The 26372-nt window shown below is 65.2% G+C and carries 24 protein-coding genes and 1 riboswitch; of the genes, 10 read left to right on the top strand and 14 right to left on the bottom strand.

The window, feature by feature from the left end:
- Window positions 1–178: 178 nt before the first annotated feature.
- From mdcH to mdcA, 7 genes are read right to left on the bottom strand one after another with little or no spacing between them, the layout of a single operon-like run.
- Complete coding sequence (mdcH, locus tag WF331_RS14785) at window positions 179–1099, bottom strand: malonate decarboxylase subunit epsilon (RefSeq protein ID WP_340623042.1); 921 nt, start codon at window positions 1097–1099, stop codon at window positions 179–181.
- Entirely contained in the window at window positions 1096–1710 is a 615-nt protein-coding gene (locus tag WF331_RS14790) for a malonate decarboxylase holo-ACP synthase (protein WP_340623043.1), read from the bottom strand. The genes mdcH and WF331_RS14790 overlap by 4 nt, the downstream gene beginning before the upstream one ends.
- A 1-nt stretch (window position 1711) precedes the next feature.
- On the bottom strand, window positions 1712–2503 hold the full coding sequence (gene mdcE, locus WF331_RS14795) for a biotin-independent malonate decarboxylase subunit gamma (protein ID WP_016499443.1): 792 nt from the start codon (window positions 2501–2503) through the stop codon (window positions 1712–1714).
- The gene (locus WF331_RS14800) at window positions 2500–3348 is read right to left on the bottom strand and encodes a biotin-independent malonate decarboxylase subunit beta (RefSeq protein WP_016499442.1); all 849 of its coding nucleotides are present in this window, start codon (window positions 3346–3348) and stop codon (window positions 2500–2502) included. Before WF331_RS14800 ends, mdcE begins: the two co-directional genes overlap by 4 nt.
- Window positions 3341–3640 carry a malonate decarboxylase subunit delta gene (locus WF331_RS14805; RefSeq protein ID WP_016499441.1) on the bottom strand — a complete coding sequence of 100 codons (300 nt, stop codon included), beginning with the start codon at window positions 3638–3640 and terminating at the stop codon, window positions 3341–3343. The genes WF331_RS14800 and WF331_RS14805 overlap by 8 nt, the downstream gene beginning before the upstream one ends.
- A 1-nt stretch (window position 3641) precedes the next feature.
- On the bottom strand, window positions 3642–4598 hold the full coding sequence (locus tag WF331_RS14810) for a triphosphoribosyl-dephospho-CoA synthase (RefSeq protein ID WP_016499440.1): 957 nt from the start codon (window positions 4596–4598) through the stop codon (window positions 3642–3644).
- Window positions 4598–6259: a malonate decarboxylase subunit alpha gene (gene mdcA / locus WF331_RS14815; protein ID WP_340623044.1), complete on the bottom strand. Its 1662-nt coding sequence runs from the start codon at window positions 6257–6259 to the stop codon at window positions 4598–4600. Before mdcA ends, WF331_RS14810 begins: the two co-directional genes overlap by 1 nt.
- 255 nt (window positions 6260–6514) lie before the next feature.
- Here mdcA and WF331_RS14820 point away from each other — a divergent pair, with 255 nt between their 5' ends.
- Both WF331_RS14820 and WF331_RS14825 read left to right on the top strand, forming a co-directional pair.
- Window positions 6515–7585 carry an enoyl-CoA hydratase/isomerase family protein gene (locus WF331_RS14820; RefSeq protein WP_016499438.1) on the top strand — a complete coding sequence of 357 codons (1071 nt, stop codon included), beginning with the start codon at window positions 6515–6517 and terminating at the stop codon, window positions 7583–7585.
- Between the two features lie 16 nt (window positions 7586–7601).
- Entirely contained in the window at window positions 7602–8753 is a 1152-nt protein-coding gene (locus WF331_RS14825; RefSeq protein WP_284361026.1) for an acyl-CoA dehydrogenase family protein, read from the top strand.
- Between the two features lie 63 nt (window positions 8754–8816).
- On the opposite strand, the gene WF331_RS14830 is transcribed toward WF331_RS14825, so the two are convergent.
- Window positions 8817–9749 carry a LysR family transcriptional regulator gene (locus WF331_RS14830; RefSeq protein WP_016499436.1) on the bottom strand — a complete coding sequence of 311 codons (933 nt, stop codon included), beginning with the start codon at window positions 9747–9749 and terminating at the stop codon, window positions 8817–8819.
- A 126-nt stretch (window positions 9750–9875) separates the two neighbouring features.
- Here WF331_RS14830 and WF331_RS14835 point away from each other — a divergent pair, with 126 nt between their 5' ends.
- On the top strand, window positions 9876–10136 hold the full coding sequence (locus tag WF331_RS14835) for a DUF2790 domain-containing protein (RefSeq protein ID WP_059395371.1): 261 nt from the start codon (window positions 9876–9878) through the stop codon (window positions 10134–10136).
- 1 nt (window position 10137) lies between these two features.
- Here the strand turns inward: WF331_RS14835 and WF331_RS14840 are convergent, their stop codons facing one another.
- A complete protein-coding gene (locus tag WF331_RS14840; protein ID WP_049275020.1) occupies window positions 10138–10830 on the bottom strand; it encodes a tRNA (adenine(22)-N(1))-methyltransferase in 693 nt (230 codons plus the stop codon).
- Between the two features lie 137 nt (window positions 10831–10967).
- Here WF331_RS14840 and WF331_RS14845 point away from each other — a divergent pair, with 137 nt between their 5' ends.
- A complete protein-coding gene (locus WF331_RS14845; RefSeq protein WP_016499416.1) occupies window positions 10968–11348 on the top strand; it encodes a RidA family protein in 381 nt (126 codons plus the stop codon).
- Between the two features lie 205 nt (window positions 11349–11553).
- Window positions 11554–13554, top strand: a complete 2001-nt coding sequence (locus WF331_RS14850; RefSeq protein ID WP_016499415.1) for a peptidase U32 family protein — start codon at window positions 11554–11556, stop codon at window positions 13552–13554.
- 16 nt (window positions 13555–13570) lie between these two features.
- Here the strand turns inward: WF331_RS14850 and WF331_RS14855 are convergent, their stop codons facing one another.
- Complete coding sequence (locus tag WF331_RS14855) at window positions 13571–14896, bottom strand: sigma-54 dependent transcriptional regulator (RefSeq protein ID WP_016499414.1); 1326 nt, start codon at window positions 14894–14896, stop codon at window positions 13571–13573.
- Between the two features lie 341 nt (window positions 14897–15237).
- Here WF331_RS14855 and WF331_RS14860 point away from each other — a divergent pair, with 341 nt between their 5' ends.
- Window positions 15238–15504 carry a hypothetical protein gene (locus tag WF331_RS14860; protein WP_340623045.1) on the top strand — a complete coding sequence of 89 codons (267 nt, stop codon included), beginning with the start codon at window positions 15238–15240 and terminating at the stop codon, window positions 15502–15504.
- A 106-nt stretch (window positions 15505–15610) separates the two neighbouring features.
- Here WF331_RS14860 and WF331_RS14865 read toward each other — a convergent pair whose 3' ends face one another.
- From WF331_RS14865 to cobW, 4 genes are all read right to left on the bottom strand, one after another.
- Window positions 15611–16177: a vWA domain-containing protein gene (locus tag WF331_RS14865; protein ID WP_049275019.1), complete on the bottom strand. Its 567-nt coding sequence runs from the start codon at window positions 16175–16177 to the stop codon at window positions 15611–15613.
- 101 nt (window positions 16178–16278) lie between these two features.
- A complete protein-coding gene (locus WF331_RS14870; RefSeq protein ID WP_016499411.1) occupies window positions 16279–17301 on the bottom strand; it encodes an ATP-binding protein in 1023 nt (340 codons plus the stop codon).
- Between the two features lies 1 nt (window position 17302).
- On the bottom strand, window positions 17303–21064 hold the full coding sequence (gene cobN / locus WF331_RS14875; protein WP_284361010.1) for a cobaltochelatase subunit CobN: 3762 nt from the start codon (window positions 21062–21064) through the stop codon (window positions 17303–17305).
- A 3-nt stretch (window positions 21065–21067) separates the two neighbouring features.
- Entirely contained in the window at window positions 21068–22135 is a 1068-nt protein-coding gene (gene cobW, locus WF331_RS14880) for a cobalamin biosynthesis protein CobW (RefSeq protein ID WP_016487376.1), read from the bottom strand.
- A gap of 100 nt (window positions 22136–22235) precedes the next feature.
- Window positions 22236–22451, bottom strand: a riboswitch (cobalamin riboswitch).
- A gap of 101 nt (window positions 22452–22552) precedes the next feature.
- Here cobW and WF331_RS14885 point away from each other — a divergent pair.
- The 4 genes from WF331_RS14885 (at window position 22553) to WF331_RS14900 (ending at window position 26363) form a co-directional block, all read left to right on the top strand.
- On the top strand, window positions 22553–22930 hold the full coding sequence (locus tag WF331_RS14885) for a glyoxalase superfamily protein (protein ID WP_016499409.1): 378 nt from the start codon (window positions 22553–22555) through the stop codon (window positions 22928–22930).
- The gene (locus WF331_RS14890; RefSeq protein ID WP_241800199.1) at window positions 22927–23286 is read left to right on the top strand and encodes a hypothetical protein; all 360 of its coding nucleotides are present in this window, start codon (window positions 22927–22929) and stop codon (window positions 23284–23286) included. The genes WF331_RS14885 and WF331_RS14890 overlap by 4 nt, the downstream gene beginning before the upstream one ends.
- A gap of 343 nt (window positions 23287–23629) precedes the next feature.
- Entirely contained in the window at window positions 23630–25207 is a 1578-nt protein-coding gene (locus tag WF331_RS14895) for an ATP-binding cassette domain-containing protein (RefSeq protein ID WP_284360998.1), read from the top strand.
- Between the two features lie 136 nt (window positions 25208–25343).
- Window positions 25344–26363 (top strand): branched-chain amino acid aminotransferase, encoded by a 1020-nt coding sequence (locus WF331_RS14900; RefSeq protein ID WP_016487380.1) that lies wholly within the window; start codon window positions 25344–25346, stop codon window positions 26361–26363.
- The last annotated feature ends 9 nt before the right edge of the window (window positions 26364–26372 follow it).

The following is a 26372-nucleotide window of genomic DNA, read 5'->3' on the forward strand; positions in this document are numbered from 1 at the left end:
TTGTTGTTCTTCGTAAACACACATTGATGCGGCCTGCACGGTCATTGTGGGAGCGGGCGTGCCCGCGAAGCAGGCGCCTCGGTGCATGGCACGGGCTTGCCCGCTCCCACAGGGGTCGCACAAGCTTCCAGATCCAAAACAGGACAGCTCCCAGAATGACAGCGTCTGCCGACTGACATCATCGGTCGTCAGCCACCTCCTGGCGCAGCAGCGCGTCCAGGGTGTCCCACCGTGTACCCTCCACGGCCACCACCCTGCCCTGTTCGAACACTGCCCGGGCCAGCCCGCTGAGCACGCTGCCGGGCGGTATTTCCAGATGCAGGCGCACGCCACGCTCAAAGGCGTTGCGCAACGTGGCGCGCCAGTCGACCACCCTGGCCATGTTGCCCGCCAGGTCGTCGCGCAGACGCTGCGGGTCGAACACCGGGCGCGCGCTGCTGGCGCTGAGGTAGGTAATGCGTGGGCGGTGTAACTCAACCGTGGCGAAGGCACTGGCCAGTTCCGCTGCCGGGCCATCCAGCAACGGGCAATGCGACGGCACGCTGACTGCCAGGCGTCGGGCCACGCCCTGGCCTTGACGGCGAGCCCTGGCGGCGACCGCAGCCATCGCCGTATCGCTACCGGCGATGACGATCTGGTTTTCGCTGTTGAGGTTGGCGACGAACACCTCGCCCTCCACCTCGCTCAGCAAACGCTCGACACTTGCCAGGTCCAGGCCGCTGAGTGCGGTCATGCCGTAGCCTTGCGGGTAGCCGCACTGCATCAGCTCGCCACGCAGGGCGACCAGGCGCACGGCATCGGCAAACCCCAGGGCGCCAGCCGTAACCGCCGCGGGATAGGCGCCAATCGACAACCCCGCCACGTAATCCGGCGCTGGGCTGCGCTGCATCAGCCAGCGTGCCCAGGCCACACCGCTCAGCAGCAGGCACAGCTGAACCGCGCGGGTAGACTGCAGCGCTTGCCGGCTGTCCAGTGCCAGCGCGGCTTGGCCGAGGGTATCGCTGGCCTCCTCCAGCAGCTGCCCGGCGCCCTCAGGCAAGCGCTGTAGCATGCCCACCTGCTGGGCGCCCTGGCCGGGAAAGGCGAACAGGCTGCTCATGCGGCACGCTCCATCATTGCCCAAGGGTCGCTGACCAGGCGCGGGCCATGGGGCGACTTGAGCAGCACACGGTGAGCAAAACCGGCCCATTCGCGTAAGGCAATGGCACCTGCCGGGGTTTCCAGCTGCACATCGATACGGCACGGCGCGCAGTCGAGGATATCCAGCAGCTCTCGCGCCTGGGCGCGGGCAAGCGGTTGCGGTGTGCGCAGCAGCAGGTCCAGGTCACTGTCGGCATGTACCACTTCGATGCCGGTCGCAATCTGGTACCCCACCCCGCCCGTCGGCCCCCAGGCCAGGTCGCTGGCCTGCAATACCGGGGTGACCGAGGCCAGTGCCTGTAGCGCAGGCCATGGGCTTTGTACGTGCACCCGCAGCGCTTCGGGGCCTTGCTGACGCTGGACATCGGCCAGGCGCATCAACGCACCCAAGCGCTGCGCCCGGCCCTGACCACGTACCCCAACCGCTACCCAGCCATCCTCACAAGAGGCACGGCGCACCACCACCGGTCGACCGCTTGCCAGTACGTCCTGTGCCCACTGCGGCGCATCGGCGGGCAAGCCCGACACGGGCATCCCCCACAGCAGGTCGTGCGGCCTTGGCGAGTTCATCTCAGGCGCCCTGCCACTGGCGGCGCAGCTGTTCGCGTACCTGGCGCGAGGCACTGCGGTTTTCCCCCGCCAACCGCGACGACAGGTCGGTGGTGCTACCAATATCGCGCACCGCTTCTGCCAGGCAGGCACGCACCTGGGCAATGTCGGCGGCGCTCGGTGCCTGGGCGTTGTCTACAGTCAGGCGGCGCCACAGCAGGCCCAGCGAGGCGTAGCTGGCCAGGTCGTAGGCCATGGGCGGCACTTCGGCGGCCAACGCCTCCAGTTGCTCGACGCTGCGCAGGGTAATCCGCGCCGCAGCCGCCTTGCCCATGGCGTGCACCATGACCCCCGTGTCGTCCAGGGCAATCAGCCGCTGGGCCTGGTAGCCGTGGGCCAGGAAGGCGCCGGACATGGCCTTGCCAACCAGCAGACCGATCACCGGGTGCCCGGCCAACCGCGCCTCGGCGTAGGCCTGCACGGCACCGGCCAATGCCTGGTAAATGCCCAACGCTTCCTCGCGGCGGCCATAGGCCTGGCTGGGCACATCGATAACCGCGACAATGGCACGCTTCTGGCCGTTACGGTCAGCCTCCACCGCCTCGCTCACCGCCTTGGCCAGGCCCCAGCCTTCAAGCAGGCCGACTTCACCCGAGCGGGCACGGGGGAATGGGTTGTCGGCATCGGGCACAACGGCGATGAAGCGCGCCAGGCGGTTGTCCAGTTCGCCGTCAATCACCCGCAGCGACGCGGGGTAGCCCGGCAAGGTTTGCCCGCCGGCCAGGCCCGGCAGCCAGTTCAAGGCACGGTTCATTGGGCTTCTCCTTGGTAAAGGGCGCGCACGGCGGCGGCATCCAGTTGCGGGCAGTCATCGCCCAGCCGGGCCAGGCGGTCGAGGAACCAGGTGTGCTGGCTGGCGCGGTCTTTGGAGGGTGCGTCCAGCAGTTGCAGCAAGCGTTCGCGCAGCGCATCGATGTCATCGGCCACGTAGCCGTCAACCAACCCGCTGGCGTGGCGTTGTTCGCCACCGGTCAGGCTCCAGATGAAGGGGCGGTCCTTGGCGTCGTATTCGCCGATACCGGCCTCCTGTTCGATCACCTGCGGGCCGTTCAGGCCCAGGCGCGCTTCGCGGGTAACCAGCAGGTGGCTGCACAGGCCCGCGGCAATGGACATGCCGCCAAAGCAGCCCACCGAACCTGCGATCAGGCCGATCACCGGCTGCAAGGCCCGCAGCTCGACAATGGCCGCCTGGATTTCGGCAATCGCCGCCAGGCCGAGGTTGGCTTCCTGCAGGCGCACACCACCGGTTTCCAGCAGCAACACGGCGCAAGTGGGGATGCCATTGCGGTTATCTTCAATGGCCAGTTCCAGGGCACCCGCGATTTTGGCCCCACCCACCTCGCCCATGCTGCCCCCCTGAAAGCCGCCTTCGATGGCGGCGACCACGGCATGGCGCCCGTTCAGCCGGCCCTTGGCGATAACCACACCATCATCGGCCTGCGGCACGATGCCCTGGCGCGGCAACCACGGCGACATCAGCCGGTCGAACGGGCCCAGCAGTTCACGGAAGCTGCCCGGGTCAAGCACGGCGCGGGCGCGCTGGCGGGCGCCCAGTTCGACAAAGCTGCGGCTGCGCAGCAAGCGTTCGGTGTCAGTCATGGGCAATCTCCTCGAAGCCTTGCTCCAGGCGCAGGCGCACCACGCCTGGGGTGGCGCCGAAATCATGGATGTCGATGTTCACGGCCGGCCACGCACGGCCCTCGAACAGGCGCTGCAACAGTTGCGCCCAACGGGCGCCGCTGCCGTTGACCGAAGTCACTACCTGGATGTGCAGGTTGCCGGCAGTGCCGGGCTCGATCAGCACTTCGAGGTCGCCGGAGCTGACGCAGCCCACCAGCGTCCGGCCGCGGCCCGGTTCGGCGGCGGGGAATTGAAAATTCAGGGTTTCCATGTCACAGGCTCCCGGCTTTGTCGAGGAACAGGCAGGCGGCCAGCAAGTCGGCGGCGCCGCCCGGTGAGGCGTTCAGGTGCAGCAGTTGCCGGTCCAGCTGGCGCAGTTGGCGGCGCCCCGCCAGTGTGGCGCTACCGCCTTCGGCAAGTACGGCGTGGGCACCTTGCTGGACGGCAGCCAGCCCGGCCGGGCCGCTGCGCCAGAGCACGCAGGTGTCGCTGAGCACGCCCATGATCGCCAATAACGCGTCGAGCCGGGCGTGCTGCTCGCTGGCACCGGCGGCGCGGCTGCGCTGCAGTTGTGGCAGGCCATGGCCGATGACGGCGGGGAAGCCTTGCTGTGCCTGTTCGCGGGCGCCGCTGGTGCCGTAGCGGTGGCGGACCTGCAAGCCATGGCTGTGGTGGTACGGCATGGCCGGGTCGTCGAACAGGGCTATACGCCCGGCGCGGGCGGCCAGGGTGCAGGCGTCTGCCTGGGTATCGAGGGCCGTGGACGCGACCAGCAGGCCCAGTGCCCAAATGGCGCCGCGGTGGGTATTGACCCCGTGGGTGGCGGCAAGCATGGCGGCCTCGCCTTCGCGGCCGAGCTGGCCCAGTGTGGCGCGCAGGGGCTGGCCAACCTGACCGATGGACCGGGCGGCTTCGGCCATGTTGCGCAGGCATGGCCACAGGGCCAGGGCCGAGGCGTGCATCAGGGCCAGGGTCATGTCGTGGTGGGCGCCGTTGCTGCGGCGGTCGACCAGGCCGGGTTTGGGGGACAGGTCGGCTTCGTCGATCAGGGCCTCTACTGCAAGGTCGGCCAGGTGGTCAGCCAGTGGGATTTCGGTTGCCTGGGCGGGCCTTTTCGCGGGCTTGCCCGCTCCCACAGGGACTGCACAAGGTTCAAGGACGGCGGTAAGCCTGTGGGAGCGAGCATGCTCGCGAAGCTGCACATGCGGTTGCAAGTCGAGTGCTTTCATCACCAGCTCCTGAACCGGGCAGGCGGGTTGTAGAGGCCGCCGGACCACTCGACCAGGTCGGCAATGCTGCGCGCGGCCAGCAGCTCGCGGCTGGCGTCGGTGCGGCGGATGCCGAGGTCCTCAGGCAACGCGATCAGGCCTTGCTGGCGCATGCGCAGGGTGTCTTTCGGGTCGTGGCGCAGGCCGATGGCGGTAACCCCGGCCACGGCGGCAATCATCTGCTGGCGTTCTTCCAGGCTGCGGGCCTTGTACAGGTAGGCAATGCCCTCCTCGGTCAGCAGGTGGGTGACGTCATCGCCGTAAATCATCACCGGCGCCAGCGGCATCCCGGCCTTCCTGGCCACTTCCACGGCATCGAGGGTTTCCACGAAAGTGGGCTTGCCGCCTTCCTGGTAGGTCTCGACCATTTGCACCACCAGCTTGCGCCCGCGCTCCAGCAGGGTTTCCGGCACGGTCATGTCGAGCCAGGCCGGGGTAGCGTGGCGCCGGCCACGCGGGTCGTGGCCCATGTTCGGCGCACCGCCAAAGCCGGCCAGGCGGCCGCGGGTCACGGTCGAGGAATGGCCATCGCCATCCACTTGCAAGGTGGCGCCGATGAACAGGTCGACGGCGTATTGCCCCGCCAGTTGGCACATCATGCGGTTGGAACGCAGCGAGCCGTCGCGGCCGGTGAAGAACACGTCGGGGCGCTGGGCGATGTAGTCCTCCATGCCCAGCTCGGTGCCGAAGCAATGCACGCTTTGCACCCAGCCAGTCTCGATGGCCGGGATCAAGGTCGGGTGCGGGTTGAGCGTCCAGTTGCGGCAAATCTTGCCCTTCAGGCCCAACGACTCGCCGTAGGTGGGCAAGATCAGCTCGATGGCGGCGGTATTGAAGCCGATACCATGGTTCAGCGACTGCACCTGGTGTTTTTCGTAGATGCCGCGAATGGCCATCATCGCCATCAGCACATGCACCGGCTTGATGTGGCGCGGGTCCCGGGTGAACAGCGGTTCTATATAGAAGGGCTGGTCGGCGACCACCACGAAATCGACCCAGGACGCCGGGATGTCGACCCGTGGCAGGTCGTCCACGCGGTCCACCAGCTGGTTGACCTGGGCGATGACGATACCGTCGCTGAACGCGGCCGGCTCCACCAGTGCCGGGGTGTCCTCGGTGCTGGGGCCGGTGTACAGGTTACCGTCACGGTCGGCCATGAAGCCGGCCACCAGAGTGACGTTGGGGATCAGGTCGACCAGCAGCCGCGAGTACAGTTCGATATAGGTGTGGATGGCACCGACTTCGAGCAGCCCATCTTCCAGCAACTGGCTGATGCGCAGGCTCTGCGGGCCGGCGAAGGAGAAGTCGAGCTTGCGCGCGATGCCACGCTCGAACAGGTCCAGGTGCTCGGCGCGGCTCACGCTGGGCATGATCATGTGCAGGTCGTGCAGGCGCCCGGGGTCGACCTTGGCCAGCGAGCGTGAAAGGAAGTCGGCCTGCTTTTGGTTGTTGCCCTCCAGCACCACCCGGTCGCCCGGGGCCAGCAGCAGGTCGAGGGCTTCGACGATACGCTCGGTGGGCAGCACCACGCCGTCGGCGAGGTGACGTACCCGATCAAGGCGGCGCTGCTTTTCGGCGCGCCGCCGCGACCATTGCGGCGGTGGATTCTGAGTTATTGTCATGGTGGCTCCACGGGTTCGCTGTCGTGGAGATCACCTTAGGGCTGCGCTGCCTGGCGGATCAATCAAGCTGCTGGCGTGTTTGTTACGCTCAGGTTAATGAATTGCCCAGCCGGATCAGTGGCCTAAAGCAAAAATGCACGATGCCCCTGCATAATTGTCGATTGTGCAAGGCAAATTCGCATGACAGGATCCTGCGATCCTCCAGCGAACTCCAGACTTCACTTGGAAAATCAATAACAAAGCAGGGAGAACGCAATGACTGCGCAAGCTAATACCTCGGCAACCGATCATGTACTGGCCGAGGTCCGCAACCAGGTCGGCCACCTGACCCTGAACCGCCCCGCCGGCCTCAACGCCCTGACCCTGGACATGGTCCGTAGCCTGCGCCAGCACCTCGACCAGTGGGCCGAGGACCCGCAAGTGCGCGCTGTGGTGCTGCGCGGCGAAGGCCCCAAGGGCTTTTGTGCCGGGGGCGATATCCGGTCGCTGCACGACAGTTTCAAAGCTGGCGACACGCTGCATGAAACCTTCTTCGTCGAGGAATACGCCCTCGACCTGCTCATCCACCGCTACCGCAAACCCGTGCTGGTGCTGATGGACGGCTTCACCCTTGGCGGCGGCATGGGCCTGGCCCAGGGCTGTGATCTGCGCGTGGTCACCGAGCGCAGCCGGCTGGGCATGCCCGAAGTCGGTATCGGCTACTTCCCCGATGTAGGCGGTAGCTACTTCCTGTCACGTATCCCCGGCGAACTGGGCATCTACCTGGGCGTCAGCGGTACCCAGATCCAGGCGGCCGACGCCCTGTACTGCGGCCTGGCCGACTGGTACCTGGCCAGTGACCAGCTCACCGCCCTTGACCAGGGCCTGAACCAACTGAACTTTGGCGACAACCCGCTGAAGGACCTGCAGAACCTGCTGGCCACGCTCGGTACCCAGGCGCTGGCAGATGCACCACTGGAAAAGCTGCGCCCGGTCATCGACCACTTCTTCGCCCTGCCCAACCTGCAAGCCATCGTCGAGCAATTGCGTGCGGTCAGTATCGGTGACAGCCATGCCTGGGCCGTGGCCGCCGCCGACCAGCTGGAAAGCCGCTCACCGCTGGCCATGGCGGTTACCCTGGAGATGTTGCGCCGCGGTCGCCACCTTGGGCTGGAAGACTGCTTTGCCATGGAGCTGCACCTGGACCGCCAGTGGTTCCGGCACGGCGACATCATCGAAGGCGTGCGCGCCCTGATCATCGACAAGGACAAACAGCCTCGCTGGAACCCGCCGACCCTGGCCGCGCTGCAACCGCAGCGGGTTGACCAATTCTTCGAAGGCCTGTGAGCCCGGGAGTACACAGATGCAAGACCTGGAACTGAGCGAAGAGCAGATCATGATCCGCGACATGGCCCGGGACTTTGCCCGTGGCGAGATCGCCCCGCACGCCCAGGCCTGGGAAAAGGCCGGCTGGATCGATGACGGCGTGGTGCGCAAGATGGGCGAACTGGGCCTGCTGGGCATGGTGGTGCCGGAGGACTTCGGCGGCAGCTATACCGACTACGTTGCCTACGCCCTGGCCGTGGAAGAAATCGCCGCAGGCTGCGGCGCCACCGGGGCGATGATGAGCATTCACAACTCGGTAGGCTGCGGCCCGCTGCTGGCCTACGGTACTGCCGAGCAACAACAGCAATGGCTACCGCGCCTGGCCAGCGGCGAGGTCATCGGCTGCTTCTGCCTCACCGAGCCGCAGGCCGGCTCCGAGGCGCACAACCTGCGCACCCGTGCCGAGCTGGTCAACGGCGAGTGGGTAATCAATGGCGCCAAGCAGTTCGTCAGCAACGCCCGCCGCGCCGGCCTGGCCATCGTCTTCGCGGTGACCGACCCAGAGCTGGGCAAGAAGGGCCTCTCGGCGTTTCTGGTGCCCACCGACAACCCGGGCTTCAAGGTAGACCGCAGCGAGCACAAGATGGGCATCCGCGCCTCCGACACCTGCGCGGTCACCTTCGTCAACTGCCGCATCCCCGCTGCCAACCTCCTTGGCGAGCGTGGCAAGGGCTTGGCCATCGCCCTGTCCAACCTTGAAGGCGGGCGTATCGGCATCGCCGCCCAGGCGTTGGGCATTGCCCGCGCGGCGTTCGAGGCGGCGCTGGTCTACTCGCGCGACAGGGTGCAGTTCGGCAAGCCGATCAACGAGCACCAGAGCATCGCCAACCTGCTGGCCGACATGCAGGTACAGGTAAACGCCGCACGTTTGCTGATCCTGCATGCCGCCCGCCTGCGCAGCGCTGGCAAGCCGTGCCTCTCGGAGGCGTCGCAGGCCAAATTATTCGCTTCGGAAATGGCCGAGCGGGTGTGCTCGATGGCGATCCAGGTGCATGGCGGGTATGGCTACCTGGAGGATTACCCGGTGGAGCGCTACTACCGGGATGCGCGGATCACGCAGATATATGAGGGGTCGAGCGAGATCCAGCGCATGCTGATTGCACGCGAGCTGAAGCACTATCCCCTGTAGTACGGCGGTCCCCGTCTGTGGGAGCGGCCTTGTGTCGCTCCCACAAGGAAGCCGATCTGCGATTCAGCGCCAGTAACGCGAATCATCCACCACCTGCGCATGCCCCTCGAACACCGCTGGCAACTGCTCCTTGAGGTAATCGATCCACGTCCGCACCTTGGCGTCCAGATAATGCCGTGACGGGTACATCGCATACAGCGCACTCTCGCGCAACCGGTACGGCGCCAGCAGCCTGCACAAACGCCCTTGCTCGATCGACTGGCTGGCCGTATAGAACGGTAGCAGGCCGATGCCCATGCCCAACTCACTGGCCACCAGCATGGCGTCGGCAACGTTGGTGGAGAAGTTGTCACTGGGTGCGATCACGCACTGGTCCACCCCCTGGGGGAATACCCAGTCGCCTTCATACATGGGATACGCCATTCGCAGGCAGCGGTGCGCATGCAGGTCCTCGGGGCGCTCAGGCACGCCATGCCGCTCCAGATAGCTGGGCGCCGCGCACGGGATACTGAAGATATTGCCAAGCGGGACGGCAATCAGCTGGGAGTCCGGCAGCGCACCGTCCACGGTGATCACCACGTCATGCCCTTCGGCTAGCGGGTCAGGATTGCGCTGGGACAGCGTCAACTCGATCACCACCTCCGGGCACAGCGCGTTGTAGCCGGCCACCAGCGGCATCAGCAGCAGACCCAGACCGTGCGGGCAATGCAAGCGCAGATGGCCGCGAGGGGTGAGGTGCGCACCGCGGGCTTCACCCACCGCCTCTTCGGTCAGCAGCATGATCTGCCGCGCACGCTCCAGAAACCGCTCACCCGCCTCGCTCATGCGCAGGCGCCGGGTGGTGCGGTGCAGCAGGCGGGTCTGCAGCTGGTTCTCCAGCTCGGCAACAATACGCGAAACCTGTGCCGCGGAAATATCCAACGCATTGGCGGCCGCAGCGAAGCTGCCACACTCCACCACACGGGCGAAGGTACGCATGGCATGCAGCATGTCCATGAGGGTGTGCTCCTTGTTCAGTCTTATTCTTGCGTTACAGGCAGGAATCTATCACGGACTGGCCCATTTATTGTGGATGACCAATGAATACATCATTAGTCATACATTCAAGAAATGGAGCCTGTCATGAAACGTTCGATCGCTGTCCTTGCTGCGGCCGCCACCCTCGCCTCGTTCGGTGCCTTTGCCGATGCGGGCAGTACGCAGCCAACCAGCAGCAATTATGAGTACGGCATGCCGCTGGATGTGGCCAAAGTGATCTCCATCACCCCGGCCAGCAACGCTGCCGACTGCCAGGTTGGCACTGCGCACATGGTGTACGTCGACCACCAGGGCCAGAAACGCGAAATAGACTACCGCGAAATGGGCAACTGCTCGCAGCAGTGAGTCACGCGAGTACCTGGGTGATCCAGCCCACCTGCTGATTGAAATCGTCGATTTTCGCCTGAGGCACCGCATCGCGGGCCCGTTGAAAATTGGCCAGGGTCTGCTGCTTCTGGCGCAGCATGCGCCGCCACTTGACCAGAAATGCCTCGCTTTTCTCCTGCATCAACACCGGGCCGAAGTACAGCTGTTCAGCGCTATACACCACGCTGCCCGGCTCGGCGACGATGATTTCGTAGTCGAAGCGGTTTTCCCGCAGCAGCTCTTCGCTGACGATCTGGTACCCATTGCCCGCCAGCCATTGGCGCAGCTCGCGCTCACCGCCATTGGGCTGCAGTACCAAACGCGTGACGCCGCCAAGGCGCTGCTTGCCGGCCTCGAGGATGTCGCACATGGTGTCGCCACCCATGCCGCAGATGCTGACCACCGAGATGCGGTCTTGCGGTTCGACCGCCGCCAGGCCATCGGCCAGGCGCACGGTCAACCGGTCTTGCAGGCCGTTTCTGCGCACATTGCGCTGCGCCGAGGCAAACGGCGTCTGCGCCACCTCGCCCGCCACCCCGGCCTCGATCACCCCCCGCAGCATCAACGCTACCGGCAGATAACCATGGTCCGAGCCGATGTCGGCCAAGCGGGCGCCCTGCGGCACATGTGCAGCCACGCGCTCCAGGCGCCTGGACAAAGTCTGTTCGTTCAAAATGTGCCCCTGGCTTTGCAATGGGGCGCGATTCTGACGGCGAACGCCGCGCATTTCAAACACCTGGGCGCCCTCGACCCAACCCGCCTGCTCGCGTAGGCTTGCCGTTTTCCTTCCGTCGCAAGGCAAAACACACCATGGCACATGCAGACATCATCTACACCCCGGACCCGGACGCCGAGTCGATTTCGTCCGACGTCGCCGAGTTCAACGGCGTGCTGGTCACTACCCAGATTCCGACCCACGCCGATGGCAGCCTGGAGCTGGGCGGCATCGTCGAGCAAAGCGAATGCACCCTGCAGGCGCTGAAAGTAGCCCTGGAAAAGGCCGGCAGCGGCATGGACCGTGTGCTGCACCTGACCATTTACCTGACCGACATGGCCGACCGCGCCGCGTTCAACGAGGTGTACCAGCGCTTCTTCAGCAAGCCATGGCCGGTGCGGGCGGCCGTGGGTGTGGCTTCGTTGGCATTTGAAGGCATGCGCGTAGAAGTCACGGCGATGGCTGCCAAGCGCTGAGCTACCTGCAAGGGCCCTATCGCTGGCAAGCCAGCTCCCACCTCGACCGCATCGGCCTCAAGCCCTATGCAATTTCTGTGGGAGCTGGCTTGCCGGCGATAGGGCCGGTAAAAGCAATACACCTCCCGGCACCCCGATGGTGCCGCCAGCCCGTTTCGCCGCTACAATGCCCGCCTAAACCGTGGCAGCCCGAAAATATAACGATATGTCCCTTCCAAAGAATCACCTGGAACTGCTCAGCCCTGCCCGTGACGTGGCCATCGCCCGTGAAGCGATCCTGCACGGCGCTGACGCCATCTACATCGGCGGCCCAAGCTTTGGCGCACGCCATAACGCCTGCAACGAAGTGGGCGAGATCGCCGAACTGGTCGAGTTCGCCCGCCGCTACCATGCGCGCGTGTTCACCACCATCAACACCATCCTGCACGACAACGAGCTGGAACCCGCGCGCAAGCTGATCCATCAGCTGTACGATGCCGGCGTCGACGCGCTGATCGTGCAAGACCTGGGGGTGATGGAGCTGGACATCCCGCCGATCGAGCTGCACGCCAGCACCCAGACCGACATCCGCACCCTGGAACGGGCCAAGTTCCTCGACCAGGCCGGTTTCTCCCAGCTGGTACTGGCCCGTGAGCTGAACCTGCAGCAAATCCGCGCCATCGCCGCCGAAACCGACGCTGCCATCGAGTTCTTCATCCACGGTGCGCTGTGCGTGGCATTCTCCGGCCAGTGCAACATCTCCCACGCGCAGACTGGCCGAAGCGCCAACCGTGGCGACTGTTCGCAAGCCTGCCGCCTGCCCTACACCCTGAAGGATGACCAGGGTCGCGTGGTAGCGTTCGAGAAGCACCTGCTGTCGATGAAGGACAACAACCAGACCGCCAACCTGGCCGACCTGGTGGATGCTGGCGTGCGCTCGTTCAAGATCGAGGGCCGCTACAAGGACATGGGCTATGTGAAGAACATCACCGCCCACTACCGCAAAGAGCTCGACGCCATCCTCGAAGGCCGCCCGGAATATGCCCGTGCGTCCAGCGGCCGGACCGAACACTTCTTCTTGCCCGACCCGGACAAGACCTTCCACCGCGGCAGCACCGACTATTTCGTGACCGACCGCAAGGTCGACATCGGTGCCTTCGACTCGCCAACCTTCACAGGCCTGCCGGTGGGTGTGGTGGAAAAGGTCGGCAAGCGTGACATGCAAGTGGTTACCGAGGTGCCACTGACCAACGGCGACGGCCTGAATGTGCTGGTCAAACGCGAAGTGGTGGGTTTCCGCGCCAACATCGCCGAACCACGTGGCGAATTCGAGGAAGACGGCCAGAAGCGCTACCGCTACCGCGTCGAGCCCAACGAAATGCCCGAAGGCCTGCACAAGCTGCGGCCCAACCACCCGCTGTCGCGCAACCTCGACCACAACTGGCAGCAGGCCCTGCAACGCACCTCTTCCGAGCGCCGGGTTGGTGTGGAATGGCATGCTGTACTGCGCGAGCAGCGCTTGATGCTTACCCTCAGCAGCGAGGAAGGCGTCAGCGTGCAGGTGGCCCTGGACGGCCCGTTCGGCGAGGCCAACAAGCCGCAGCAGGCCCTGGACCAGTTGCATGACCTGCTCGGCCAGCTGGGTACCACGATGTACCACGCCAGCAGCATCGAACTGGACGCGCCGCAGGCGTACTTCATCCCCAACTCGCAGCTCAAGGCCCTGCGCCGCGAAGCCATCGAGGCGCTGACCGAGGCGCGTATCAAGGCGCACCCGCGTGGCGGGCGCAAGGCCGAGACCACGCCGCCGCCGGTGTACCCCGAGTCGCACCTTTCCTTCCTGGCCAACGTGTACAACCAGAAGGCCCGCGACTTCTACCATCGCCATGGCGTGCAGCTGATAGACGCGGCCTACGAGGCCCATGAAGAACACGGTGAGGTGCCGGTGATGATCACCAAGCACTGCCTGCGCTTCTCCTTCAACCTGTGCCCCAAGCAGGCCAAGGGCGTGACCGGCGTGCGCACCAAGGTGGCACCGATGCAGCTGATTCAGGGTGATGAAGTGCTGACCCTGAAGTTCGACTGCAAACCGTGCGAAATGCATGTGGTCGGCAAGATGAAAAGCCACATCATCGACCTGCCAACCCCAGGCAGCGCGGTTGCCCAGGTGGTGGGGCACATCAGCCCGGAAGACCTGCTGAAAACCATCGTGCGCGCGCCACACTGACTCTCGGACAGTTCAGTCAGCGTATCTGATGCTTGTGCAGCAAGCGGTAGAAGGTGGGCCGGGAGATCCCCAGCACCTTCGCCGCTACGCTCATGTTATCGCTATGCCGGTTAAGCACATCGCACAAGGCCTGGCGCTCGGCCCGCTGCTTGTATTCCTCTAGTGTGCCCAGCGGCTGCTGCCCTGGGTCCAACGTCTGCAGGCCCAGGTCCTGCGCCTCGATCTGCCGGCCTTCGGCGAGTACCAGGCCGCGGCGCACCCGGTTGGCCAGCTCGCGTACATTGCCCGGCCAGTCATGCCGGCCCATGGCCGCCAGGGCATGGTCGCTGAATGAACGCGGCCGGCGCCCGGTTTCCAGGCTATAGAAATGGGCAAAATGGCTGGCCAGCATCGACAAGTCACCATGTCGGTCCCGCAGGGGCGCGGTCACCACCTGCAATACGTTCAGGCGGTAATACAGGTCTTCGCGAAAACGCCCCTGTTCGATGGCTCTTTCCAGGTCCACGTGGGTGGCGGCCAGAACCCGCGCATCCACCGGAATCGGCTGGCTGCCGCCCACCCGCTCGATGTGCTTTTCTTGTAGAAAACGCAGCAGATTGGCCTGCAATTCCAGCGGCAAGTCACCAATTTCATCCAGAAACAACGTGCCACCGTGGGCGGCTTCAATGCGCCCGGTCTTGCGCTGATGGGCACCGGTGAAAGCGCCCTTCTCATGGCCGAACAGTTCGGACTGGATCAGGTGCTCGGGGATTGCCCCGCAGTTGATGGCGACGAACGGCTGGTCACTGCGTTGCGACTGCCGGTGCAGGGTGCGGGCCACCAGTTCCTTGCCCGTGCCGCTTTCACCACGGATCAGCACAGGCGACTCGGTGGGTGCCAACTTGCCCAGCAACTTGCGCAACTCGCGGATCGGCCGGCTTTCGCCAAGCAGTTCGTGGGTGGCGTCGTCCACCTTGGCGGCCCCTTTGCCACGCAGGCGCGCCATGCCGAACGCCCGGCCAAGGGTGACCTGCACGCGGGAGACATCGAATGGCAGGGTGTGGAAGTCGAAGAACCATTCGCAGACAAAATCGCCGACGGCCGGCATGCGCAACTGTTCGGCGCTTAACACCGCGATCCATTCGGTGTTACTGCGCTTGATCATGTCCTTGACCGCGTCCGGGTGCCTGAGGTGCGAAGCCTGCAAGCGCAACAAGCCGACATCACAAGGGTGATCGAGCGCGGCACCGAGCACGCAACTATCCACATCCCAGCCTGCGCTACTCAGGCCTGGCAACAATTGGTGGCAGTCGTCGCAGGGGTCGACGATGAGCAAACGACGTTGGGCGGCAGGCTGCAGCATGACCGTTCCTTGGCGCCAGTTTTAGGTTTTATGAAGTAAAACAGCAAGTTGTGGCGCCCGTTTAACAGTAGCAACGAAGTTGACGGTGCCCACTACCGTCTGTCTGCTGACGCATTTTTTTACAAAGTGCCACGGGAATTTTCGCACTTTATCGACATCACATGGCGGCGCAGGGAAGAACGGATTCAAGCCTGACAAAAAATTTTACACCTAATGTGTGACTTGCCCACGGACAACGAGCATCAGTACACATAACCCCGCGCTGCACTTCGCGACCATTGAGGCGACTTTAAAGCAACGCGGAATCACTTCGATGTTTGGGACCGTAGAGAGACCGAACCATGAATGCCCCGCTCCGTGTCAACGAAGCACTGCTGATTGCCGACCACGCCTTCGAACCTTTCCAGTGCGTAGCCTGGGATGCACCCAACGGTACTGGTGAGCTGAGCCTGGCAGTGATCGACCGGACCAACACCCGCATCGGCAGCAAGCGAGTGTCTTCGAGCACCTACTCCGACCCTGCCCAGTGGGCCAGCCTGATCGAAGAAGTGCGCGCCGAACTGTGCGAAAAAGGTTACGACCTGCACCCGTGGTCAATGCCAAAGTAATATCGCCTGGCAAACCAAGTGCGTGCAATGCCACGCACTTGTTCAAATGCAAAGTTGCTGTTCTGGCAACTTCCACTATAGCGACACAGTGTCGCATCCATGCTGTTCAGTCCACCGCCTTGAACTGCTGCAAGTGCTGGTAATCAGCCTGCAATTGTTCGGCCAGGCGTTGCGCGCGCCCAATACGCACCGGCGCCAACTCCATATCCACCACCAATGTAGTACAGGGCATGGGTTGTAAGGCGTTCCAGTGCTGAAGGCGACCATCGGTAAACACCAGGCAGCGTACCGCTTCATCCGGATGGGCGCGCTGGCGCGCCTGTAGCCAATTCCGGGCCTGTTCCAGTGCCGCGATCAGCGGCGTACCGCCACCGGCGCCCAATGCCTGCAGCCACGGCTGCAAGGCCGCCGAAGCCTTCAGGCCATGGCGCTGCCACTGCGGTGTGCGCCCGCTGGCGGTCAGCAAGGCCAGGCGGGCGCGCTGGCGGTAGGCCTGGTCGAACAATGCCGCCAGCAGCCCTTTGGTGTGTGCCAACGCCTGATGGCGGCGGGTCGAGGCCGAAGCGTCGACGATCACCAGCCACAACTCTGCCGGTTTGGCCTGGCGTTGTTGCCAGCACAGGTCCTGGCGTAGCCGTGGCCGCCCTTTGAGCAAGGTCGGCAGCCAGGCCACCCGGCCGCTTGCTGCACTGCACGCGCGGCCACGGCTGGCGCCGTTCTGCTTGCCTGCGCCCGCTTTGGCATCCGCCCCTTTTGCAGGTGACTGGGGGATGCTCAGGGCTTTTTTGCCCAGTTCGGTACCTCGCGGCGTGCGCCGCTGGCCACAGGTTGCGCCGGCAATGCCCCCCAGTCGCCCTGCCCGCCCTGTTCACCCGCGTTGCCAGCGCTTTGCTGGCCGGGCTGCTGGTCAGGCGGCTGCGGCGCCGACGGCGGGTTGGCCTGGGGCGCAACGCGGCGGCGATGGCGCAAGGCAAACTCGGCCACCGCTTCGACATCCACTTCTTCGATGGCCGCCGCACCGCGCCAGGCGCAGTGGGCGCGCGCAGCACGCAACCACACCAGATCGGCACGCAAGCCGTCGACACCGGCGGCGTAGCAACGCTCGGTAATCCAGGCCAGCGCTTGGTCATCCAGGGCAATACCGGCCAGGGCATGGCGCGCCGCCTGGCAGCGCTCGCGCAACTGCGCCTGGGCCGCAGCCCATTGCGTGCAGAAAGCCTGCGGGTCACTGTCGAAGGCCAGGCGCCGGCGAATGATCTGCTGACGGGCCTCAGGCTCAGGCAGGCCCTCAAGGGCCACGTTCAGGCCAAAACGGTCGAGCAACTGCGGGCGCAGCTCGCCCTCTTCCGGGTTCATGGTGCCAATCAGCACGAAGCGGGCGCTGTGCCGATGCGAGATGCCGTCGCGCTCGATGCGGTTGGTGCCACTGGCAGCCACATCGAGCAACAGGTCGACCAGCGTGTCGGGCAGCAGGTTGACCTCATCGACATACAGCACGCCACCGTCGGCCTGGGCCAGCACGCCCGGGGAAAACTGCGCCTTGCCCTGCCCCAGCGCGGCATCCAGGTCGAGGGTGCCGACCAGCCGTTCTTCACTGGCACCCAGTGGCAAGGTGACAAACGGGCCTTCGCCAAGCAGGTCGGCCAGGCCACGGGCCAGGGTGCTCTTGGCCATGCCACGCGGCCCTTCGATCAGCACTCCGCCGATTTTCGGGTCGATGGCGGTCAGGCACAGTGCCAGCTTCAGGTCGTCGGCACCGACCACAGCGGCCAGCGGAAATTGCACGGGTTCACTCATTTCAAGCCTGTTCCTCGCCGTCGAGCAGTTGTTCCTCAAGGGCTTCGCGGTAGTCGCCTGGCGCCTGCCACAGCCCGCGCTGCTGGGCCTCCAGCAGGCGCTCGGTAAGGTCGCGCAGGGCCTCGGGGTTGTGCTCGCGCATGAAATCGCGGGTAGCCGGGTCGAGCACGTAGGCATCGGCCAGCCCTTGGTAATGATGGTCGTCGATCAGGTGGGTGGTGGCATCGAAGGCGAACAGGTTGTCGACCGTCGCCGCTATCTCGAAGGCCCCCTTGTAGCCGTGGCGCTTGACCCCGTCTATCCACTTGGGGTTGAGCGCGCGGGCGCGGATCACCCGGTTCAGCTCTTCCTTGAGGGTACGGATGCGGGGTCGGTCTGCCTGGCTGTGGTCGCCGTGGTAGCTGGCCACCGGCGCCCCGGACAAGGTTTCTGACGCCGCCAGCATGCCACCCTGGAACTGGTAGTAATCGTTCGAGTCGAGCAGGTCGTGTTCGTGGTTGTCCTGGTTCTGCAGCACCGCCTGCACTTTGGCCAGGCGTTGGGCGAACTGGGTGCGGGCCGGGGTGCCGTCGTCGCTGCCGCCGTAGGCGTAGCCACCATGGTTGAGGTAGACCTCGGCCAGATCGTCGCGGCTGTGCCACAGGCGCCCGTCGATAGCGTTCTGCACCCCCGCGCCATACGCGCCGGGTTTGGCGCCGAACACCCGCCAGCCTGCCTGGCGCGCGGCCTGCTCGGCGTCTACGCCTTGCGCTTGCAGCGTGGCACGCTCGCTGCGTACACGGGCGGCCAACGGGTTGAGATCATCGGGCTCGTCCAGCGCGGCCACTGCCTGCACGGCCGCATCGAACAGGCGGATAAGGTTGCCGAAGGCATCGCGGAAAAAGCCCGAAACGCGCAAGGTCACATCCACCCGCGGGCGGTCGAGCAGGCTCAGCGGCAGTATTTCAAAATCGTCAACGCGTTGGCTGCCGGTCGCCCACACCGGCCGTACACCCATCAGCGCCATGGCTTGGGCGATGTCGTCGCCGCCGGTACGCATGGTCGCCGTGCCCCACACCGACAGGCCAAGCTGGCGCAGGTGATCGCCATGGTCCTGCAGGTGGCGCTCGAGGATCAGGCTGGCCGAGGCGAAGCCCAGGCGCCAGGCCGTGGTAGTGGGCAGGTTGCGCACATCCACGGTATAGAAGTTGCGGCCGGTGGGCAGCACGTCGAGGCGGCCACGGCTGGGCGCACCGCTGGGGCCGGCAGGCACGAATCGCCCGGCCAGCGCCGCCAGCAGGCCACTCATTTCAGCAGTGCCGCAGGCATCCAGGCTGGGCGCCACCGCTTCGCGCAAAGCCTGCACCACGTCGTGCACCGGCTGCCATTCGCTCGGTTCAGGCAACTGCAGGGTGCCGCCCAGCGCTTGCTCGATCACCTGCTGCGCCAAAAGCTCCAGGCGCTCGCGGGTATCGCCACAGGTGCGCCAGGGTTCACTGCTCATGGCCAGAAGCTGCTCAGGGCGTTCGCCCTGCCAGGGCAGCCCAAGCTCACAATCGAGCGGGTCAAAGCCTGGCACCAAGGCCTTGGCCAAGGCCCGCAGCAGGCTGGCATTACCGCCACGACCGTCGCCACGCTCGACCCGCAACAGCGCCAGCAGCGTGTCCAGGCGCAGCCGCCCTTCTGGCGATTGACCAAACACGTGCAGCCCATCGCGAATCTGCGATTCCTTCAGGTCGCACAGATAGGTGTCCAAGCGCGGCAGCCAGACGGCGGCATCGTCCAGCTGCCCTTCCAGTTGCAGCTCACGGTCGATGTGGTTGACCTTGACCAGCTCGAGGATGTCGCGCTGCAACTCGCGGGCACGCCGCGGGTCGAGTAGCTGCGCTTCGTAGAACTCGTCGGCCAGTTGCTCCAGGTGGCGCAACGGGCCGTAGGTTTCGGCACGGGTCAGCGGCGGCATCAAGTGGTCGATGATCACCGCCTGGGTACGGCGCTTGGCCTGGGCGCCCTCGCCCGGGTCGTTGACAATGAACGGGTAGATGTTCGGCAGCGGGCCAAGCAGCGCGTCCGGCCAGCACTGCGCCGACAAGCCGACGCCCTTGCCGGGCAGCCATTCGAGGTTGCCGTGCTTGCCGACGTGGATCACCGCGTCGGCGGCGAACGCGTGGCGCAGCCAGAAGTGGAACGCCAGGTAGCCGTGCGGCGGCACCAGGTCGGGGTCGTGATACACCGCGCTGGGGTCTACCTGGTAGCCCCGGGCGGGCTGGATGCCGACGAAGGTCAGGCCAAAGCGCAAGCCGGCCACCATCAGCCGGCCGCTGCGGTACATCGGGTCCTGCTCGGGCGGCCCCCAGCGCTCCAGCACTGCCTGGCGATTGGCCTCGGGCAAGCGCTCGAAGGCGGCCTGGTAGTCGGCCAGGCTCAGGCTCTGGGCGCAAGGGCGCTGGTCGAGGTGGTCAAGGTCGTTGGTCACGCCGCCGAGCAGCTGGTGAATCAGTTGCGTGCCGCTGTCCGGCAAATCGGCCAGCGGATAGCCTTCGGTCTGCAGCGCCTTGAGAATGTTCAGTGCGGCAGCGGGCGTGTCCAGGCCAACGCCGTTGCCAATGCGGCCATCGCGGGTCGGGTAGTTGGCCATTACCAGGGCCACGCGTTTCTGGGCGTTGGGCAGGCGCGCCAGCTCGACCCAGCGGCGGGCCAGCTCGGCGACGAAGTCCATGCGCTCGGGGTGGGCGCGGTAGCACACCACGTCGGACTGGCTGCGCTCGCTGCGCCAGGCCATGTCCTTGAAACTGACCGGGCGGGTAATGATGCGCCCGTCCAGTTCGGGCAAGGCGATGTGCATGGCCAGGTCGCGCGCACCGAGCCCCTGTTCGCTGGCTTCCCAGCCGGGCTGGTTGTCCTGCGCGCAGATGGCCTGCAGCACCGGAATGTCACGGCGGAACGGGCGCAGGTTGGGCCGTTCGGGGCTGGACAGGGCAAAACCGGTGGTATTGACCAGCACTTCGGCACCGACTTCGTCCAGCCAGGCCTCGACCTGCTCCAGGCAGGCGCTTTCCTTTAGGCTGGCCACGGCAATCGGCAACGGGTTCAAGCCAGCGGCTTGCAGGCGCTGGCAGAACACGTCGATGAACGCGGTGTTGGCCGCCTGCAAGTGGGAGCGGTAGAACAGCAGCGGCGCCACCGGGTAATCCGGGTGCCAGTGCGGGTACCAGTCTTCCAGTGCCACACTGCCCTTGGCCGGGTGATACACAGCGGTGCGCGGCAAGGGTTGCGGCTCGTCCCAGGCATAATCGCGGCCCAGCCACTGGTTGGCCAGGCAGTTGAACAGGTTGATGGCATTGGCCTTGCCGCCCTGGCGCAAGTAGTGCCAGAGGCGCTCGGCCTGGTCGCCCGCGACGGTGCCCAGGCGGGTCAGCTCCGGGTCCGGTCGATCATCGCCCGGCACCAGTATCAGCTGCACGCCACGGGCGGCCAGCTCGACCAGTTGTTCAACACCATAGCGCCAGTAGCCGACACCGCCGTGCAGCGACACCAGGATGACCTTGGCATGGCGCAGCACCTGGTCGACATACAGGTCGACCGAAGCGTGGTTCTGCACCTGCATCGGGTTGGCCAGGCGCAGGCTGGGGAAGCCTTCAGGCAATTGCTCGGCGGTATCGGCGAGCAGCGCCAGGTGCGAATCGCCGCTGCAGAGAATCACCAGCTCGGCGGGTGTCTGGCCGAGATCGGCAATACTGTCGTCCGGCACGAAGCCGCCGGGCTGGGTCCGCAGCAGGTGCACGGGTCAGGCGCCCAAGGCCTGGCGCAGGCGCGCTTCCAGCTGGGCAGCGTCCAGTTCCTGGCCGATCAGCACCAGGCGGGTGATGCGCGGCTCGTCGGCACGCCAGGCGCGGTCGAAGTGCTTGTCGAAACGCGTACCCACGCCTTGTACCAGCAGGCGCATCGGTTTGCCCGGGATGGCCGCGAAACCTTTGGCGCGCAGGATGCCGAATTCCACCACCAGCTGGGTCAGGGCGTCGAGCAGCAGGCTTTCGTCAGCCTCTGGCAGGTCGATGGAGATGGAATCGAAGGCGTCGTGATCATGGTCGTCATGATCATCGCCGTCGTGGTGCGAATCGTGGTGGGTGCGGCGGCCATCGATGTGTGCCTCGGACTCGGCGCCCACGCCCAGCAGCACCTCCAGTGGCAGCTTGCCGCTGCTGGCCTCGACCACCTTGACTGCCGGCGGCAGTTCTTCGGCCACTTCGGCGCGGACCTTGGCCAGGCCTTCCGCGTCGATCAGGTCGGCCTTGTTCAGTACCACCAGGTCGGCGCTGGCCAGCTGATCGGCGAACAGCTCATGCAGTGGCGATTCGTGGTCCAGGTTAGGGTCGAGCTTGCGCTGGGCATCGACCTGGTCCGGGTAGGCGGCAAACGTGCCGGCGGCCACGGCCGGGCTGTCGACCACGGTGATGACCGCGTCGACAGTGCAGGCGTTGCGGATTTCCGGCCACTGGAAGGCTTGCACCAGCGGCTTGGGCAGGGCGAGGCCGCTGGTCTCGATCAGGATGTGGTCCAGGTCGCCGCGGCGAGCTACCAGCTCGCGCATGACCGGGAAGAACTCTTCCTGCACGGTGCAGCACAGGCAGCCGTTGGCCAGTTCATAGACACGGCCGCTGGCTTCTTCCTCGGTGCAACCGATGCTGCACTGCTTGAGGATTTCGCCGTCGATGCCCAGTTCGCCGAATTCGTTGACGATGACCGCAATGCGGCGGCCCTGGGCGTTGTCGAGCATGTGGCGCAGCAAGGTGGTCTTGCCCGAGCCGAGGAAGCCGGTAACGATGGTAACGGGAAGCTTGGCCAGTGTTTTCATGTCGCATTGCCCTTGGCAGAGTGGCGCGGGCATGCAGGACGACAGCCGCGGGCCAGGCCGGCCGGGCTTGTTCGCCACCGGATCACCCCGCCCGGTTGAAAGTCGAAAACGTTGCGAGGCAGGTCTCCTGGCTTGCACCGTTCCATCCCCCGTTCAGTTGAACCGCGGGCTGGCGGGATGACGCCTTCCCGCGCGTTGGCGCAGTGGCTGTGTCGATCCGTTGTCGGTGCTTACAGTTGCGGGGGCAGCCGCGGCTTTTACCGCGTTCCCGTCTTAGCTTCGGCCTGGCCGAAGAACCTCGAAGTGGCAAGGCTACGCAGTGGCTGGCGGGTGGTCAACCATTGCTGCGGGGCGTGCCGACAACTCTTGGCGGCACTGCGGTACAGTGGCGACTTTGCCCACTGTCAAGGACGCCCCATGCCCCTCGCCCCCGCCATACCGGTACTGCGCATCTTCTCGGTCGACAAGGCCAGGGAGTTCTACATGGATTTCCTCGGCTTCAGCCTGGACTGGGAGCACCGCTTCAGCCCGGACCTGCCGTTGTACATGCAGATTCACCGTGATGGCCTGATACTGCACCTTACCGAGCACCATGGCGATGCCTGCCCCGGCTCTACAGTGTTTGCCCGCCTCGACGACCTGCGGGCGCTGGAGCATGAACTGCAAGGCAAACAGTACGGTTACGCCCGGCCCGAAGCCGAGCGCCTGGACTGGGGCCTGCAGATGCAGGTGTGCGACCCGTTCGGCAACCGCCTGCGCTTCTGCCAGCAGATCGATGACGAGGCCAACCTGTGAAGGCGCTGGGCAAACGCGAAATGGCCCGCCTGGAGCGGGAGCTGGTAGCGTGCCTGACGGACGCCTGTGAAACCGCCAAGGCAGAAATCGTCGGGTTCACCTGGCTCACCCATCGCCTGGATCCTGAGAACTTCCCGGCCAGCCTGCGTATTACTTGGGTGTTTGACCAAGAGGCCGAGAAAGTCGCTGCTGTGGCGGGTGAAGCAAAGGCACGCATGCTTGCGCTGACCCGCCAGGCGTTGGACCACGCCGGCATACAACTGGATCACCCGGCCTGGCATGTACGGTTTGACAGCGAAGAGGCCTGCAAACAGAGCCACGGAGGCGACTGGGCCAAGCGCTTGACGGGGCACTGAGCTCAGGGCCAGTCAAGATCGGGCGCCGCTCACGCGGCGCATCGCCGGCAAGCCAGCTCCCACCTGACCGCACCGGCCTGAAGCCAGCGCAGTTCTCACCTTGACCGCGCCGGCCTGGAGGCAGCGCAGTTCCTGTGGGAGCTGGCTTGCCGGCGATGAGGCCCGTGCAGGAAACCCATACACGGCGGGCGGTACTTTACCCGCCCCCAGCGGGCCGTTAGGCTACGCACTCCCCCAGTATGAGGTATTCGTCCAATGCGCCATTAATGCCGCCGTCCATTCGACGGCCAGTCTTCAGCCTCCGGTTTGCTCCGGAGATGTCGCGGCATTTGTGGAGTTGTGCATGACGAACACGTCGATCCTGACGCTGGACAGCGTCTGTTTGGCCTTGCCTGATGGCCGGGTACTGTTTACCGACCTCAACGAAACCTTCGACCAACGGCGTACCGGCCTGGTCGGGCGCAATGGCGTGGGCAAGAGCCTGCTAGGGCAGGTTCTCGCCGGCCAGCGTGCACCGAGCAGCGGCCAGTGCAGGCGCCGTGGGCCTGTCCATCTGCTGAACCAGCAGGTAATCGAGCGCAGCGCCACGCTTGCCGACCTGGCGCAGGTGGGGGCGGTGGTTGCGGCGCTCGAGCGCATCGAGCAAGGCAGCATCAACCCCCAGGATTTCGACACCGTTGGCGAGCGCTGGGATATCCGCGAGCAATTGCAGATGCACCTGCAGCGCAACGGCCTGGGTCACCTTGACTGGCGCCAGCCCGCACGCAGCCTGAGCGGCGGCCAGGCCATGCGCGTGGCGCTGGCAGGCGCATGGCTCAGCGGTGCCGACTACCTGATCCTCGACGAACCGAGCAACCACCTGGACAGCGACGCCCGTGCCCAGCTGCTGAGCATGATCGAGGGCTGGGACCGAGGTTTGCTGGTAATCAGTCACGACCGCAGCCTGCTGGCGCACATGGCACGCATTGTCGAACTGTCCAGCCTGGGGTTGCAGGCCTATGGCGGCAACTACAGCTTCTATGCAGCACAAAAAGCCAGCCAGGTGGCGCAAGCCCAGCAGCAACTTGCCCGGCTGAAGCAGGAGCAACAACGCCAGGCCCGTGAACTGCAGCGCCAGCGCGAAGACCTGGAACGCCATCAGGCCCGGGCCGGGCGTCAAGCCAGGCATGCCAACCAGGCCAAGATCCTGGTCGACCGCCAGCAGGAACGCAGCCAGGCCACGGCGGGCAAGCAGCGGCGTGATCATCGCGATGCCCGGCAAGCATTGCTGGGCAAAGTGCATGACGCCGCCCGCGAGGTCGAGCAAGCCACTGCAATTACCTTGCATGCCCCCACGCCCCAGCGTCATGTCGGCCGCGAAGTGTTGGCCCTGCAGGCACTTCGCTTGCCCCATGGCACCCGCAAACCGCTTGACCTGCGCTTGTGCCTGGGCCAGCGGCTGGGCCTGGTCGGCGCCAATGGCAGTGGCAAGTCCACGCTGCTGAGGCTGCTGAATGGGGAATTACCGGCATCACCCGACATTTTGCGCCGCAGTGGCGAAACTGCCCTGCTCGACCAGCACTGCAGCACGCTGACAGGCCACAGCAGCGTGCTTGAACACCTGCACCAAGCCAACCCGGTGCTGGCCCAGGGCGAATTGCGCAGCCGCCTGGCACAACTGGGCCTGGATGCGGCCCGTATCGAGCTGCCCAGCAGCCTGCTCAGCGGCGGCGAACGGATGAAGGCAGCGCTGGCCGCCGTCCTATACCGCGAGCGCCCCCTCGACCTGTTGCTGCTGGATGAGCCCGGCAACCACCTTGACCTGCCGTCACTGGCAGCCCTGGAGCGCATGCTCCGGCAGTTTCGCGGGGCGCTGATAGTGGCGTCCCATGATGCCGTTTTGCTGGAAAACCTTGAACTGGATGAGTACCTGCAGTTGTAGGAACCGAAAAAAAAGCATCGCAGGCTATCAATTCGTGACTGGCCGTTCCCGATCCGCGACGGATGTATTATGGTGGCGTGGTGCGCGTATAACAGCAGCCCGAGCGATCGGGCACTTGCAAGACAATGAGGGTGTCATGAGCAACGAAAGCATTAACTGGGACAAGCTGGGTTTCGACTACATCAAAACCGACAAACGCTACCTGTCCGTATGGCGCAATGGCGAGTGGGACAAGGGCACCCTGACCGACGACAACGTGCTGCACATCAGTGAAGGCTCCACGGCCCTGCACTACGGCCAGCAATGCTTCGAAGGCCTCAAGGCCTACCGTTGCAAGGACGGCTCGATCAACCTGTTCCGCCCCGACCAGAACGCCGCCCGCATGCAGCGCAGCTGCGCCCGCCTGCTGATGCCGCACGTGCCGACCGATGTGTTCATCGAAGCGTGCAAGCAAGTGGTCAAGGCCAACGAAAAGTTCGTGCCACCGCACGGCAAAGGCGCCCTGTACCTGCGCCCGTTCGTGATCGGCACCGGTGACAACATTGGCGTGCGCACCGCCCCCGAGTTCATCTTCTCGGTCTTCGCCATTCCGGTTGGCTCGTACTTCAAGGGCGGCATGAAGCCGCACAACTTCCAGATCTCCAGCTTCGACCGCGCCGCCCCACAAGGCACCGGCGCAGCCAAGGTCGGTGGCAACTACGCCGCCAGCCTGCAGCCAGGCGCTGAAGCCAAGAAGGCCAACTTCGCCGACGCCATCTACCTCGATCCGCTGACCCATACCAAGATCGAGGAAGTCGGTTCGGCCAACTTCTTCGGCATCACCGCCAACAACGAGTTCGTTACCCCGAAATCGGCCTCGGTGCTGCCGGGCATCACCCGTCTGTCGCTGATGGAACTGGCGCAATCGCGTCTGGGCCTGACCGTGATCGAAGGCGATGTCGAAATCAGCAAGCTGGACCGCTTCATCGAAGCCGGCGCTTGCGGTACTGCCGCGGTGATCACCCCGATCGGCGGTATCGAGTACAACGGCAAGCTGCACGTGTTCCATGACCTGGAAAAGGTTGGCCCGGTTACCCAGAAGCTCTACAACGAGCTGACCGGCATCCAGAGCGGTGATGTTGAAGCACCGGCAGGCTGGATCGTCAAGGTCGCCTGAGGCGCATCA

The organism is Pseudomonas sp. YNh (genome assembly GCF_037993085.1).
Lineage (GTDB): Bacteria > Pseudomonadota > Gammaproteobacteria > Pseudomonadales > Pseudomonadaceae > Aquipseudomonas > Aquipseudomonas putida.